The 14326-nt window shown below is 37.6% G+C and carries 12 protein-coding genes; 10 read left to right on the forward strand and 2 right to left on the reverse strand.

Translation table 11 applies throughout. The features are described 5' to 3' along the window. Positions 1–3 precede the first annotated feature (3 nt). Positions 4–1173 (reverse strand): phospholipase D-like domain-containing protein, encoded by a 1170-nt coding sequence (locus BLP77_RS02065; protein WP_093855436.1) that lies wholly within the window; start codon positions 1171–1173, stop codon positions 4–6. 167 nt (positions 1174–1340) lie between these two features. On the opposite strand from BLP77_RS02065, the gene BLP77_RS02070 reads away from it, so the two are divergent. Then, positions 1341–3461, forward strand: coding sequence for a (Fe-S)-binding protein (locus BLP77_RS02070; RefSeq protein ID WP_093855437.1), 2121 nt, complete (start codon positions 1341–1343; stop codon positions 3459–3461). Positions 3462–3593: 132 nt separating this feature from the next. Here BLP77_RS02070 and BLP77_RS02075 read toward each other — a convergent pair whose 3' ends face one another. Then, on the reverse strand, positions 3594–4598 hold the full coding sequence (locus BLP77_RS02075; RefSeq protein ID WP_093855438.1) for a DUF3231 family protein: 1005 nt from the start codon (positions 4596–4598) through the stop codon (positions 3594–3596). 594 nt (positions 4599–5192) lie between these two features. On the opposite strand from BLP77_RS02075, the gene BLP77_RS02080 reads away from it, so the two are divergent. The 9 genes from BLP77_RS02080 (at position 5193) to BLP77_RS02120 (ending at position 14316) form a co-directional block, all read left to right on the forward strand. Then, positions 5193–6215, forward strand: a complete 1023-nt coding sequence (locus BLP77_RS02080; protein WP_093855439.1) for an ABC transporter ATP-binding protein — start codon at positions 5193–5195, stop codon at positions 6213–6215. Further along, entirely contained in the window at positions 6196–7131 is a 936-nt protein-coding gene (locus BLP77_RS02085) for an ABC transporter ATP-binding protein (protein ID WP_093855440.1), read from the forward strand. The genes BLP77_RS02080 and BLP77_RS02085 overlap by 20 nt, the downstream gene beginning before the upstream one ends. 7 nt (positions 7132–7138) lie before the next feature. After that, positions 7139–8101 carry an oligopeptide ABC transporter permease gene (gene opp4B / locus BLP77_RS02090; protein ID WP_093855441.1) on the forward strand — a complete coding sequence of 321 codons (963 nt, stop codon included), beginning with the start codon at positions 7139–7141 and terminating at the stop codon, positions 8099–8101. A 30-nt stretch (positions 8102–8131) separates the two neighbouring features. After that, entirely contained in the window at positions 8132–9037 is a 906-nt protein-coding gene (locus BLP77_RS02095) for an ABC transporter permease (protein WP_093855442.1), read from the forward strand. A gap of 103 nt (positions 9038–9140) precedes the next feature. Beyond that, a complete protein-coding gene (opp4A, locus tag BLP77_RS02100; RefSeq protein WP_093855443.1) occupies positions 9141–11030 on the forward strand; it encodes an oligopeptide ABC transporter substrate-binding protein in 1890 nt (629 codons plus the stop codon). A 141-nt stretch (positions 11031–11171) separates the two neighbouring features. After that, positions 11172–12002, forward strand: a complete 831-nt coding sequence (locus BLP77_RS02105) for a VOC family protein (RefSeq protein WP_176752931.1) — start codon at positions 11172–11174, stop codon at positions 12000–12002. A gap of 376 nt (positions 12003–12378) precedes the next feature. Continuing rightward, positions 12379–12762 carry a GntR family transcriptional regulator gene (locus BLP77_RS02110; RefSeq protein WP_093855445.1) on the forward strand — a complete coding sequence of 128 codons (384 nt, stop codon included), beginning with the start codon at positions 12379–12381 and terminating at the stop codon, positions 12760–12762. Further along, positions 12752–13624: an ATP-binding cassette domain-containing protein gene (locus BLP77_RS02115; RefSeq protein WP_093855446.1), complete on the forward strand. Its 873-nt coding sequence runs from the start codon at positions 12752–12754 to the stop codon at positions 13622–13624. Before BLP77_RS02110 ends, BLP77_RS02115 begins: the two co-directional genes overlap by 11 nt. Then, positions 13624–14316, forward strand: coding sequence for a hypothetical protein (locus tag BLP77_RS02120; RefSeq protein WP_093855447.1), 693 nt, complete (start codon positions 13624–13626; stop codon positions 14314–14316). The genes BLP77_RS02115 and BLP77_RS02120 overlap by 1 nt, the downstream gene beginning before the upstream one ends. Positions 14317–14326: the final 10 nt, after the last annotated feature.

Consider the following 14326-nt stretch of genomic DNA (forward strand, 5'->3'; position numbering starts at 1 on the left):
ATGTTATAAAAGCGGACGAAGTAGTTTGGCTAAATTTTTTCTAATGCCATACGTAAGTGGATTAGGGTGCTTGATCCAGTCTTCATATAAGGGCATACTGTCTTGTAAATCCTTTTCAAAATAACGATAGATCTCTTCCGTTTTAGTTTTGTCGTATATAAAAAAATTAATTTCTTCATTACTGAAAAGGCTTCGCCTGTCGAAGTTTGCAGTTCCGATATCACAAACCGAACGATCGATAAAAATTACCTTTGCATGATAAAACCCATTCGTGAATAAACGAACATTCGCCCCGGCTTTTTCCATCCGAATTAAATAGGATGTGGATGCCTCTTTTACAAACAAATGATCAGATTGATGGGGGTAAAGAATCGTGATGTCCACCTTTTCGCGTGCTTTTTGTTCTAAGAGCTGAATAATCTCCTCGCTTGGGATAAAATAAGGTGATCCAATCTCTATCGAATGTTTGGCACTATGAATCAATTGCTTAAAGGTAGCTTGGAGCGTTCCTCCCGCGGAAGGTGTAATTTGGCACGTGACATCACCCGATTTAACCGTATTTACTGGTAAATCTAAATTCTCCTGAGTATTCCGCTCCCAGTCTCCCGTAAAAACATCCAAAATATCTTGGATGACATCACCCGTTATCCTTATATGATAATCCCGCCATAAGGGGAAATTTGAAGTATCATTAATATATTCATCACCGATATTATAGCCACCGATATAAGCCGTTTTCCCGTCAATAATTGAAAACTTACGATGATTTCGATTGTTTATGGACTGACATAAGGAACGTAGCCGTAATGGGTTACTGTAGCAGACTTTTGCTCCTGAACGTCTAAGCCGTTCGACTTTTTTTCGACTAATGGTATAGGATCCCAAAAGGTCAATCATTAGATAGACTGAAACGCCTCGTTCACTTGCGTAAGTTAGTAAGTCCATAAACCGATCACTGAAGGCATCCCGTTTCACGATATAAAAAGAAATACAAACATAATCTTTCGCTTCTTGTATATCATCAAAAAATTGTTTATATAATGGTTTCCCGTTCCAAAAAAATTTTATGTCACCAGTGCGTTTAGGATAGGTTTTAACTGAAACCTTCTCAGTCGGTTGTAGAATGATGATGGTAACGATAACAAGGATGATGACGACGATTAATACCCACACGATCGCTCCCCCTTTCCAATGTAGTATGTTAATAAAGAATTAACCTTATACGATTTTAACGTTGACTGAATGCTCATTCATTGTATAATTAAAGTAACAGAAAGAATTTTCATGGAATTTATATTTTTCATGATACAATGAAAAGAAACTTCGGTGGGGGGACAAAGATGGAGACACTATTATGGATTAACTGGCTTGCTTTCTTAAGTGTAACCGCTTACGGGATTTTCCTATTTGTGCAAGTCGTACGCACACGAATTGCCTATATTAAATTAGGAAAAAAAGCAGAATTTGACCAGAACATGAAACAACGCGTCCGAGATATTTTGACGTTTGTGTTTGGTCAAAAGAAACTATTAAAAGATAAAAAATCTGGTGCGATTCACGTCATGATGTTCTACGGGTTTTTACTCGTTCAGTTCGGTGCGATTGATTTTATTTGGAAAGGTTTAGCACCTGATTCACACATTCCACTAGGGATTTTTTATCCGGGTTTTACCTTCTTCCAGGAGCTTGTTACATTAACGATATTAGTCGCAGTTGTTTGGGCGTTTTATCGCCGTTATATTGAAAAACTTGTTCGATTAAAACGAGGTTTTAAAGCAGGACTTGTATTAATTTTCATTGCGACACTCATGTTATCGGTTTTAGCAGGTAACGGTGCTGCGATCGTTTGGCACGGCCATGATTTAACATGGACAGAGCCAGTTGCATCATCATTAGCTGTTGTTTTCGGTTGGATGGGTCCAACTGCTAGTGCAGTATTATTCTACGTTATGTGGTGGATTCACTTAATCGCTTTATTAAGCTTCTTAGTTTATGTACCACAATCTAAACACGCACACTTATTAGCTGGACCAGCAAACGTCTTTTTAACGAAGGATAAGCAGCATGGTAAGCTGAAAAAGATTGATTTTGATATTGATGAAATGGAAGAATCAGATGAAGAGCCTACATTCGGTGTCGGAAAAATCGAAGACCTAGACCAATTACAATTATTAGATCTATACGCTTGTGTTGAATGCGGTCGTTGTACCAATGTATGCCCGGCATCAGGGTCAGGTAAAATGCTGTCACCAATGGATATTATCGTAAAACTACGTGACCATTTAACGGAAAAAGGAGCTGCTGTAACAGGGAAGTCAGCTTGGGTGCCTTCTTATGCCTTTGCAGGTACTGAAGGAAACCAGATAGCAGCTGATCCTAATAGTTCATTAGCGCAACAAGTGATGGAAAAAGACTTAATTGGCGATGTTGTAACAGAAGAAGAGCTTTGGGCTTGTACAACATGCCGTAACTGTGAGGACGCATGTCCGGTTATGAACCAACACGTTGATACCATTATTGATCTTCGTCGTTATTTAGTTATGACTGAAGGTAAAATGGACCCTGAAGCTCAACGTGCCATGATGAATATTGAACGTCAAGGTAATCCATGGGGTCTTTCTAAGAAAGATCGTGAAAACTGGAGAGAAACTGATGAAACGCTTCACATCCCTACAGTTAAAGAACTGAAAAAAGAAGGCGAAGAATTCGAATACTTATTCTGGGTTTCTTCAATGGGTTCATATGATAACCGGAGCCAAAAAATTGCATTAGCCTTTGCGCGTCTCATGAATAAAGCGGGTGTAAAATTCGCGATTTTAGGTAATAAGGAACGAAACTCCGGAGACACAGCTCGTCGTTTAGGAAACGAATTTTTATTCCAAGAGTTAGCCGAGAAAAACATTAAAGAATTTGAGAAAAATGATGTGAAGAAGATTGTTACGATTGACCCTCACGCTTATAACATCTTCAAGAATGAATATCCGGATTTCGGATTTGAGGCGGAGGTTTATCACCATACTGAGTTGTTAGCGCAATTACTTGATGAAGGTCGCTTAAAACCGGAACAAGCGATTAATGAAAAAATCACGTATCATGATTCTTGTTATTTAGGACGCTACAACGAAGTGTATGATCCACCTCGCTTTATCCTAGAGTCCATACCGGGCGTACAATATGTCGAAATTGAACGTAACAAAGAAAACGGTATGTGCTGTGGTGCTGGTGGCGGTATGATGTGGTCTGAAGAAACAACAGGTAACCGTGTAAACATCGCTCGTACAGAACAGGCTTTAGAGGTAGTGCCGAGCACCATTTCAAGTGCCTGCCCTTATTGTTTAACCATGTTAACAGATGGAACGAAGGCTAAAGAAGTAGAAGACGATGTAACAACACAAGATGTCGCAGAAGTATTAGAACGTTCTATTTTTGGTGAGCCAGCCAAAATTGACCAACCAGCCTAAATATAGTTGAAAAATCTTGATTGATAAGGAGTTCAAATTTGAGGCAAGATTATCATTAGCAGTATAATAAACGTCCCATTTCATATATGAATTGGGACGTTTATTATTGATATGTAGCATTTCAATTAAATATTACTTGTCCTTAGCAATTCCTTTCCTGTCTGGAGCCAATGGCGGCTCTTCTAACCACTTGTTTTTGGTCATTAAATTGAACCATTCTTTTGTGATCGTTAAATTTTTCAAAATTATTTTCTCATAAGTTGTAACCAAATCTGTTCGCATTGCAGTAGCAAGACCAGACCCATGGTATGCTTGTGAAGATTGTAATAAAAAACCAATATGATACAACATAAGTTTATCTGAAAATGGTGAATCCTGAGAATTTGTCACTTCTGATTCCCAAGACATTGGAACAGGCAAATTATCTCCTTTCAGTATTTTACTCAGTGATTTAATTTGTTGATTTGAGGCATTTTGGGCACCCTTTAGAAATTTCCTTACCTCTTTTGATTGTGTTACCTGACTAAAACCGATAGAAAGGGATTTCTCCATTATTTTCTTTTTTATATTAAGAGAAAGAGCAATAACTTCTGTTGAAGCTAAAGGACGATTGTCCCCAAAAAAACCATTGATAAATTTTTGTCCAGAAATAAACTCAGGATTTTTTTCAGGGTAAAAATAAGGGTCTCTTTGAAAATGTCCCTTTTCCAATAATAATTCAGTTGTTCGGTGGTACATACTGATTCCATCATTAATACATGATTCGTAAAAGTGTCTTAAATCCTTCCTAACTGAAGAACTAAGCGATGTCGAATGGCCTAATAAACCGTGAAGCGTCATGATATTCAAATAATGTAAACAGAAAATGTCAGAAAACAACCTTTTGGTATCTTTATTTAGGTCTGATTCAGTAAATCCATATGGAACGGGAAAACCCTCGTTTTCAATGAATAGTTTTATTTGCCTTTTTTGTGTACCAAATATTTTTATAGCGTCTTCGAACAGTAATCTTATTTTCTCATCTTCAATAATGGACAACATATACTTATTGACAATATCAATAGCGGTGCCATTTACATATTCTCCCCATAATGTACCTATTTCACCAGATGTTAATTTTAATTCTTCCTTATTCATATCATCACCTCTTCATAATGTTTCCCAATATATTGTGATTTAATAAGTCTACGATTTAACTGTTGTAGGCGTAAGTTATCAGTGCTATCCACCTCAATTATGAACCCGTAAATTGTATTATAGTTTTATAAAAGTCCGTTTAAATTTTTTATCAAAAATCCCCCTTCATAAAATTTCCTATATTAATTCTTTAAAATGTTAAAGATTATAGAGAAAAGGACTAAAAATGCCAATTGCACGGCATTATTACCAATTTTTTATATTGCTTATTTTTAGAAAAGTATAAAAAAGATGTTGCAATTTGATGACAGATTTCTTAAAATAAAAGATATTAAACTTATCTGACAAATATTATGGGGATTCTCGAATAGACTTATTTTTGGGTTACTATAAAGAACTTGTTGATTGACGAGCATTTTAGGCGGAGTCAGAGACATAGTAGCACTTAACAGGCAAGATAAGATTAAGTATTCTTACCTACCAATATAGACAAGTGTAAGACTTTATTTTTTAAGTACAAATTTTCGCAAAATTGGTTATATTTAACCCTTAGGCCTAAAGTCATCGAGAAAATATAACATTAGGGTGATTAAGTTGAGTAATCCATTATTAGAAATTAAAAATTTAAAAACATCATTCAGAATCGGGGAAGAGTATTACGCTGCTGTTGACGATGTTTCGTTAACAGTTAATGAAAATGAAGTCTTAGCCATTGTTGGGGAGTCAGGCTCAGGAAAAAGCGCCCTAGCTTTTTCTGTTATGGGACTTCATAATCGTGCAAAAATCGAAGGCGAAATTTTATTTAAAGGGAACGACATTGCGAATTTACCCCCTAAAAAACTTAATAAAATTCGCGGGAAAGAATTATCGATGATTTTCCAAGATCCATTAACGGCTCTTAATCCTTTAATGGAAGTTGGAAGACAAATTGACGAAGTATTATTTTTGCATAACAGTAAACTTCCGAAAGCTAAGCGCAAGGAATATATTGTTGAATTATTGGAACGAGTTGAAATACCTAGACCGGAGCATGTTTATAACCAATTCCCACATGAGTTATCCGGTGGTATGAGACAACGTGTTATTATTGCGATTGCGATTGCCAACCAACCCGAACTGTTAATTGCTGACGAACCTACGACAGCTTTAGATGTTACGATTCAAGCGCAAATACTAGATTTGATACGGGAACTTAAAAATGATTTAAATTCTGGTGTTATTTTAATTACACACGATTTAGGTGTTGTAGCTGAAATGGCGGACCGAGTAGCTGTCATGTATGCTGGGCAAATTGTAGAAGTTGCTGATGTTGATATGTTATTTAACAATCCGCAACACCCTTATACACGCTCGTTATTAAGTTCCATCCCACTTTTAGAGGATGAACAGGATCGACTTCATGTTATTCACGGTATTGTACCATCACTAAAAAATTTACCGCGTGAAGGGTGCCGTTTTAGTGCAAGGATGCCTTGGATTGACGATGACGTACATGAAGAACATCCAGAGCTTCATGAAATTAGTCCAGGTCACTTTGTTCGTTGTACATGCTATAAGCATTTCTACTTCCCAGAAGAGAACAAGGAGGATCAGAGCCATGACATTACTCAAAGTTGAGGATTTAAAAGTTTATTTCCCCGTACGCGGTGGAGTTTTTAACAGAAAAATAGGTGATATTAAAGCCGTTGACGGTGTCAGTTTCGACATTGAACCAGGTGAAACTTATGGCTTAGTTGGTGAGTCTGGTTCTGGTAAAACGACAACTGGGAAAGCAGTTATGGGCTTGAACAATGTTACAGAAGGAAAAATCTATTACGATGGTGAATTATTAAACGCAGATAAAAAAGGTCAAAAAGTTGATATTCGTAAAGATATTCAAATGATTTTCCAAGACCCATATTCAAGTTTAAATCCACGTAAACGCGTTTTAGACATTGTTGCAGAACCACTACGAAACTATGAAAAAATGTCTAAAAAAGAAGAGAAAGAAACCGTGCAACGATTATTATCCCGAGTAGGATTAGGCCCGGAAAGCATGGTGAAATATCCACATGAGTTCTCGGGTGGTCAACGACAACGTATCGGAGTTGCCCGTGCTATTGCATTAAAGCCTAAGTTAATCATCATGGACGAGCCGGTTTCCGCGTTAGATGTTTCCGTTCAGGCACAGGTATTGAACTTTATGCAAGAAATCCAAAAGGAATTAAATTTAACTTATTTATTTATTTCCCACGATTTGGGTGTTGTTAAACATATGTGTGATCGAATAGGAATTATGTACAACGGTCGCTTTGTAGAAGAAGGCTTGAAGGAAGATATCTTCAACGATCCACAACATATTTATACGAAGCGACTCGTGGCAGCAATTCCTGATATTGATCCGAGGAATCGAAAAGAGAATATCGATTTCCGTGAACGAGTCAAAGATGAGTATTCTAATTCTTATTATGATTATTTCAATGAAGAAGGCTTGGCATATCAATTAAAACCTATTACCGATACACATCGAGTAGCGTTACCAGAGAAAGGTTGATCATACAATGTGGAAATTTACCGTAAGACGTTTACTAATCAGTGCACCACAAATCTTATTACTTAGTATTATCATCTTCTGGTTAGCTAAGCAGATGCCAGGGGATGCTTTAACTGGACTGATTGATCCTAATATTTCGGCTGAACGTAAAGAAGAGATGCGTGAACAACTAGGGCTGAATAATCCTTGGTATATTCAGTATAAAGATTGGTTAGCAGGTGCTGTACAAGGTGATTTTGGCGAGTCATTTAGATATAAAATGGATGTATCCGAACTTGTATGGCAACGAATCGTTAATACATTCTGGTTATCATTAGTTTCCGTATTCTTTATCTATGCTATTGGTCTACCATTAGGAATTATTAGTGGTCGTTATAATGATAAACTTATTGACCAATTAATTACGGGTTATACCTATATCGGATTTGCAACACCAATATTCATTTTCGGACTAGTATCTTTATGGGTATTTGGTTTTATGCTCGGTTGGTTCCCAACAGGTGGATCCGTAGAACCTGGATTGGAACCAGGAACATTGGAGTATATCCTAAGTAAACTACAACATTTATTGCTGCCATCCTTGGCCATCGCGTTGATTGGTACAGTAGGAACAGTGCAATATTTACGAAGTGAAATTATTGATACGAAGCAGAAGGACTTTATTTTAACTGCGAGAGCAAAGGGTGCTCCAGAGCGAAGAGTATACAATAAGCATATCTTTAGAAACTCAATCTTACCCATTGCCGCGTTCTTTGGATACGAGATTGTTAACTTAATTAATGGAACGATATTCATTGAACAAATTTTTGCCTACCCTGGAATGGGGAATTTATTCATTGAATCAATTTTACAACGGGATTTCTCTGTTGTAACAGCACTAGTATTAATCACAGGTGTAGGGGCTATTGTCGGGGCTCTATTATCAGATATTATCTTGAGTATTGTAGACCCTCGTATTCGTATTAAATAATGGATTGACATCTTAGGAGGTGAGCCGAGAATGGAAGAGAAGCAAACTCAAAATGAACAAGAACAAGTCATTCAAAAAACGCCATCAGGCATAAAGATATTTTGGAAAGAAATTTTAAAGGATAAGTTAGCTTTATTTTCACTTATTTTCTTTGTACTTGTGACAGCGATTGTATTTACAGTCTCGTTAATTCTAGATAAAGAGCAGGTTGTTAAAGTTGACTTATTTGCGATTCATCAGCCACCAGGTGGAGACTTTATTTTAGGAACAGACTACGGTGGACGTGATGTTTTTGGACAATTAATCATAGGAACAAGAAACTCACTATGGATTGGGTTTTTAGTTACAGCATTGTCAGGTTTTATTGGGATAGTAGTCGGTGTCGTATCAGGATACTTTGGTGGACATATCGATAACGTTCTAATGCGTATATTAGACTTCTTTATGGTATTACCAAGTACGATGTTGATTATCGTGTTTGTTTCAATTGTACCCGAATATTCGACCCTATCCTTTTCATTGATTATGACAGCATTCTTATGGATGGGAATCGCCAGGTTGATACGTTCGAAAGCCTTACAGGAAAAGGAGCTTGATTATGCTCAAGCCTCTCGAACATTAGGGTCATCACATTTTAGTATTATTTTTAAACAGGTCTTACCGAATATTACGTCCTTAATTGTCGTAACGATGACGCTAAACCTAGCGGCAAATATAGGAATTGAATCAGGGTTATCGTTCTTGGGCTTTGGTTTCCCAGAAAATACACCGAGTCTAGGTACATTACTGAGTTATGCTACAAACCCTGTAACTTTAGAGGAGCGCTGGTGGATCTGGTTACCGGCAGCTATATTAATATTAGTGTTAATGCTAGCTGTTCGTAACGTAGGAGAAGCCTTAAAGCGTGCTGCAGATGCCCGACAAAGAAGGGCATAATGAATCATTGATACTGATGTTGGTTCTTAATTGAACCGGCGTTGAGTATATACATTAACAACAGTCTTATGACTGAACAAAAAATAGGGGGAGGAATTTACACATGAGCAAGTCATTATTTGGCAAATTTCTATTTGTCTTAATGCTCGCTTTTATGCTTCTGATCGCTGCTTGTAACGATGAAGGAAGCGAAGAAGAGCCTTCAGATAACGAAGGTGACAGCTCTGAACAGTCATCTGAAGAAGGATCAGAAGATGAAGAATCATCAGAAGAAGAACCTGAATCTGAAGCTGATGGTGACCAAATTTATAGTATTGATGACTTCAGCGAAGGAGTCTCCAATGATGGAGAGCCAATTGATGGAGGAGAAATCACTTACGGTTTAGTAACTGACACAGCGTTTGAAGGCACATTAAATTGGGCTTTCTACTCTGGAACTCATGATGCTGAGATTTTAGAATGGTTTGATGAGTCATTACTAACGTATGACGAAAACTTTAATGCTACACAAGAAGGTGCTGCAACTTTTGAAGTAGATCAAGAGAATTCTTCGATTACGTTTACGATTAATGAAAATGTAAACTGGCATGATGGTGAGCCTGTAACAGCAGAAGACTGGGCTTACGCTTATGAAGTTATTTCGCATCCAGAATACGATGGGCCTCGTGGTGCATCTGCTGGTTTTAACTTATTAGAGGGAATCGATGCTTACCGTAATGGTGAAGCAGATTCAATCGCAGGTATTGAAGTTGTGGATGAGAAAACCATCACATTTCACTATGAAAGACTAACACCATCTCTATTAACAGGTGGTATTTGGGGTTACCCACTAGCTAAACACATTTTTGAGGGTATTCCAATTGCAGATATGGCTGCATCTGACGCGGTACGTCAAAACCCAATCGGCTTTGGTCCATTCAAAGTTGAATCAATCGTACCGGGTGAATCAGTTACAATGGTTGCAAATGAAGACTACTGGAGAGGTGCACCAAACCTTGACGGTGTAACAATTAGAGTAATCAACCCTAACGTCGTTGTTAATGAATTAGAAACGGGTGGCGTTGATTTAGTATCAACTTTCCCAGTTGATCAATACCCTGCAAATGCTGATATGCCTAACGTTGAATTCGTTGGTGGAGTTGACCAAGCATACACTTACATTGGATTCAAGTTAGGTCATTGGGATGAAGAAGCAGGCGAAGTTGTTTATGATCCTGAAAACATGAAAATGGGAGATGTAAACTTACGTCGTGCGATGTGGCATGCAGTGGATAACTCAGCAGTAGGTGAGAGATTCTATAACGGACTGCGTTGGAATGCAACAACGTTAATTCCACCTTCTCACCCAGATTGGCATGATGATTCAATTGAAGCACCAACTTATGACCAAGAAGAAGCTAAACGTATTTTAGATGAAGCTGGCTATGAAGATGTTAATGGTGATGGAATGCGTGAAACGCCAGAAGGTGAAGAGTTAGTCATTAACTTTGCTTCAATGTCTGGTGGAGACACAGCGGAACCATTAGCTCGTTACTACATTCAAAAATGGGGCGAAGTTGGCTTAAACGTACAATTAGTTGACGGACGCCTAATTGAGTTTAACTCATTCTATGAACGTGTTGAAAACGATGACCAAGCAATTGATATTTATCAAGGTGCTTGGGGTGTAGGTTATGATGTTGACCCTTCAGGTTTATATGGACGTACAGCTCCATATAACTACCCACGTTATGCTAGTGAGGAAAACGATCGCTTACTACAAGAGGGTATTTCTGAAGAAGCATTTGATGTTGAGACCCGTCAACAAATCTATAGTGAATGGCAACAACTAATGGTAGAGGAAATTCCAGTATTCCCTACTTTATATCGTTCACTATTATTACCAGCTAACAACCGAGTTGTTAATTATGACATGCACTCTGATTCTAAGAGTCATGGTGTATACCTTCATGAACTTGGTGTCACTCAAGAAGAACCAGCTGTGGCTGAGTAATACGAGTTGAGATAGACTCAAGGGCTTTAAAGCTCTTGGGTCTATTTTTGGTTTATTAGGTTACTTTTTGTAATTTATTTATTTTAAGTAATGTCGATTTGTGATATAGTAATGTTAACACACAGGAAAGTGAGTGGTAACATGAATTATCATCAACTACCGACAAAATACATTGATCAGCTTTCACTCAATGTATCCGATATACAACGATCGATAGACTTTTATTCAAATACAATAGGCATGCAAGTTTTAGAAAATGGTGATCGCAAAGCCGTTATGACCTTTGATGGTGAACAACCGATCCTGACATTGGTACAACCAGAATCAGTCAATCCGTTAGATCGAAGAAAAACCGGATTATTTCACGTCGCTTATCTCGTACCAACCCGTTCAGATTTAGCTAATGCCGTTTATTATTTTTGGAAAAACCAATTACCTATACAAGGTGCATCAGACCATCGTGTTTCCGAAGCGTTGTATTTAGCAGACCCTGATGGGAACGGCATTGAAATATACCGTGATCGTGAACCGAATGAATGGAAATGGAACAATGAACGAGTCGAAATGGACACGATTCCACTTGACGTGAATGGAATACTACAAGAACGAACAGATGAAGGATGGAACGGCTTTCCGAAAGACAGTAAAATCGGACATATCCACTTACAAGTTCATGACATAGCATCCGTTCAACCATTTTATGAAGCACTAGGCTTTGATGTAGTAGCCGAATATGGACCACAGGCGCTCTTTATGGCCGATCAAAAATATCACCATCATATTGGCATGAACGTCTGGAATAGCCGAAATGGAGAGAAAAAGTTAGAAAACGATATCGGTCTAAATTGGTATTCCGTTAAAATGACAGAAGAAGATCGGCAAAAAGCGAAAGAAAATTTGAGTGATCAAGTCAGTGAAGCGGAAGGACATTATGTAGTGGAAGACCCTGCAGGAATCAAGGTCAAGTTTTAAAATAATATATTATTTGATTCGCACACAGAACACTAATTCTGTGTGCGTTTTTAATTTAGGTTGGTTTCTACAAGATTGTTTTTTAAAATAGATAATTTTATATTATAGACCTCCACAAGCAGTATAAATACACGAAGACTCCTGCGGGAAAAGCAACAGCTGAAGACCCCGCAGTGAGCGGTAGCTCACGAGGAGGCTGAAGCGTTGCCCGCGGAAAGCGAAGTGTATTTCTACTGCGATGATTATAGCGAAAACTTTGTGAAAACAGCCTATAACCTAAAAATAATTGACACAAAATTCTTTTATGGTATCATGGTTATATACTTAACTATATAACCATATAAATAATAGAGAAACGTTCAGGTGGTGATTCTGGTTGAATAAGGAATTTGACAAAGACAAGCCCATCTTCCAACAAGTCCGGGAGATTATTGAAGACCAAATATTAAACGAACAGTTGAAAGAAGGCGATCAAGCACCTTCAACGAATCAACTCGTTAACTTTTACAAAATAAATCATGTCACTGTATCCAAAGGTGTTAACCAGTTAGTAGATGAAGAGATATTATACAAAAGACGAGGGGTAGGTATGTTCGTAGCGGAAGGAGCGAAAGAAAAATTGATTCATAAACGTAAGGAAGCTTTTTTAGACTCATACATTGTTCAACTCGTTCAAGAAGCAGATAAGTTGCATATATCTGAAAGTGAAATAGTTAAAATGATCAAAAAAGTGAAAGGTCGTGATTTAAATGACTTATAATATTAAAGCACAAAATGTATCGGTTTTTTATAAAGATTTCAAAGCATTAGATGATATTTCGGTCTCACTTGAGGGTAATAAAATTATTGGAATGATCGGTCGAAATGGAGCTGGTAAAACAACTTTTTTATCGCTTTTGGCTGCTTTTCGTGATGTATCACGGGGGGTTTTAGAAGCAAATCAAGAAAAAATCTTTGAAAATCCAAAAGTTATGCAGGATGTCTTTTTAGTCTATGACAGTAACAATAAAGATCTTGATTACACAGTCCAGTCGATGCTTGATCATGTAAAGAAGTTTCGCCCTTACTACGACGAAGAGTATGCAATGCATTTAGTGGAACGATTTAAGCTACCATTAAAGAAATCAGTAAAGAAACTATCAAAAGGGATGCAATCAGCAGTCAATGCCGCAATTGGTTTAGCGAGCCGTGCACCGGTTACGATTTTTGATGAAGTCTATTTAGGAATGGATGCACCGACAAGGTCGATTTTTTATAAGGAATTGCTTGAGGACCAAACGAACCACCCAAGAATGATCATTTTATCAACGCATCTCGTCTCAGAAATGGATCATTTATTCGACGAAATTGTCATAATCGATCAGGGGGAGCTACTACTTCATGAAGACTATGACACGTTGATTAATAGAGGTGTAGAAATTACAGGTGCTGCTGAATCGGTCGATCATTTCGTCAATGGAAAAGAGATATTAAATGAGGAAAAATTAGGTGGTACAAAAGCTGTTATGGTTTATGAAACGCTAACTGAACAAGAACAGGCTGAAGCTAGACAACAAGGGTTAGATCTTCAACCAATCTCTTTACAAGATTTATTTATCCACCTAACGGGAGGAGAATCTTAATGATTTGGAAAAAAGTAACCAAACACATGATGTATGAACAATTGAAGTGGGCAGCTATCTACTTTTTAGTCATCACACTCATTCACATTGGACTTGCCATTCTTTCAACAATTTATGCCTTTGAAAGAGATGATTTTATAACATTTTCACATAGCTCTGTAACCATATTTATGCTCACTCTGGGGATTCTCAGTGCTTATAGCTTTATGCCTAGATTAATTCAGAATGGTGTCACGCGAAAAGATTATTTCATGGGTGGGAGTGTTTCAGCAGTTGGATTAACCGTGGTATTAACATTCGCAGCGTTAGTGATGACTTTCCTTGATTACAGTCTAGTTAAGCCAGAGGCAGTGCACTCACTACTTGGAGAGTTTTCGGGAAACTGGACAGCAGTTACCCTTTACTATAGTATTTCATCTCTAATCATGTACTATATCGGTTGGTTTATCAGTATCGGCTATTACCGATATGGATGGGTCATCGGTTTCGTATTTATTGGTATATCTTTTATCCTAATAGGATTGAATGACCATATTTGGGAAGTTGAGTTTTTGAAGGGTGCAGCTAAATGGCTACCATTTAATGTGGATAACCCGTCAATTGCTTTCTCACTCATTTCTTCAGTCATATTATTTATAATCTTGTTAACTAGCATCCGGTCAATAACTAGACGTATTCGAATTAAAATGTGAGATCTTCAGG

The organism is Tenuibacillus multivorans (assembly GCF_900103915.1).
GTDB lineage: Bacteria > Bacillota > Bacilli > Bacillales > Alkalibacillaceae > Tenuibacillus > Tenuibacillus multivorans.

What these genes read in the sequence shown, in the direction of transcription:
- opp4B (WP_093855441.1), top strand. Translation starts at nt 7,139, where the DNA reads ATGTGGAAATTTACCGTAAGACGTTTACTAATCAGTGCACCACAAATC.
- BLP77_RS02105 (WP_176752931.1), top strand. Translation starts at nt 11,172, where the DNA reads ATGAATTATCATCAACTACCGACAAAATACATTGATCAGCTTTCACTC.
- BLP77_RS02070 (WP_093855437.1), top strand. Translation starts at nt 1,341, where the DNA reads ATGGAGACACTATTATGGATTAACTGGCTTGCTTTCTTAAGTGTAACC.
- BLP77_RS02120 (WP_093855447.1), top strand. Translation starts at nt 13,624, where the DNA reads ATGATTTGGAAAAAAGTAACCAAACACATGATGTATGAACAATTGAAG.
- BLP77_RS02075 (WP_093855438.1), bottom strand. Translation starts at nt 4,598, where the DNA reads ATGAATAAGGAAGAATTAAAATTAACATCTGGTGAAATAGGTACATTA.
- opp4A (WP_093855443.1), top strand. Translation starts at nt 9,141, where the DNA reads ATGAGCAAGTCATTATTTGGCAAATTTCTATTTGTCTTAATGCTCGCT.
- BLP77_RS02085 (WP_093855440.1), top strand. Translation starts at nt 6,196, where the DNA reads ATGACATTACTCAAAGTTGAGGATTTAAAAGTTTATTTCCCCGTACGC.
- BLP77_RS02115 (WP_093855446.1), top strand. Translation starts at nt 12,752, where the DNA reads ATGACTTATAATATTAAAGCACAAAATGTATCGGTTTTTTATAAAGAT.
- BLP77_RS02095 (WP_093855442.1), top strand. Translation starts at nt 8,132, where the DNA reads ATGGAAGAGAAGCAAACTCAAAATGAACAAGAACAAGTCATTCAAAAA.